Annotated in this window: 1 protein-coding gene; it reads right to left on the bottom strand. The window is 67.4% G+C overall.

The features are described 5' to 3' along the window. A partial coding sequence (locus EN750_RS36510) for a molybdopterin cofactor-binding domain-containing protein (protein ID WP_145968297.1) occupies positions 1-921 on the bottom strand: 921 nt, incomplete at both ends.

A 921-nucleotide genomic window follows, 5' to 3' on the forward strand; every position in this document is an offset into this window, starting at 1 on the left:
CCTTGACCTGGCTATAGTCGATGCCGAGTTCCTCCGCCGCCACCAGCGACAGCGAGGCGCGGGAACCGCCGACATCGACCGTGCCGACGGCCAGCGAGACCGAGCCGTCCATGCCGATGTTGAGGTCGGTGCAGGTCTGGCCGCCGAAGTTGAACCAGAAGCCGCAAGCCATGCCGCGGCCCTGGTTCGGGCCCAGCGGCGCCTTCATGTGCGGATGGCTCTTCACCGCCTCCAGCGTCGGGCCGATGCCGATCGGGCCGTAGACCGGGCCGTAGGAGGACCGTGTGCCTTCCTGCGCGGCGTTCCTGATGCGGAAGTCGACCGGATCCATGCCGATCTTCTTGGCCAGCTCGTCGACAGCACTTTCCACCGCAAACGCCGCCATCGGCGCCGAGGGCGCGCGATAGGCCGCGGTCTTCGGCCGGTTGACCAGCACTTCGTAGCCGACCGTCTTGACATTATCGAGCTTGTAGCAGGCAAACGCCGTCATCGCACCGATCTCGGCCCAGGAGCCGGCATACGGGCCGCAGCTGTAGCGCAGCGTCGCTTCGGCGGCGGTGATCGTGCCGTCCTTGCGGGCGCCGATCTTGACGTCGATCGAGGTGGCGCTGGTCGGGCCCGAGGCGCGGAACACCTCGTCGCGGGTCATCACCAGCTTCACCGGCCGTCCGGCCTTGCGCGACAGCGCCAGCGCCACCGGCTCGGCCCAGACATGGGTCTTGCCGCCGAAACCGCCGCCGATCTCCGAGGAGGTGACGCGCAGTTTCGAGGCTTCCATGCCAAGCAGCTGGGCGCAGTGCTGGCGGTAGACGAAATGGCCCTGCGTGCACACCCAGAGATCAGCGGTGCCGTCGGAGCTGAAATTCGCCACGCAGGCATGCGGCTCGATATAGCCCTGGTGCGTCTGCTCGGTCTTGAAGG

The organism is Mesorhizobium sp. M7A.F.Ca.ET.027.03.2.1 (assembly GCF_003999175.1).
In the GTDB taxonomy this organism is placed as follows: domain Bacteria; phylum Pseudomonadota; class Alphaproteobacteria; order Rhizobiales; family Rhizobiaceae; genus Mesorhizobium.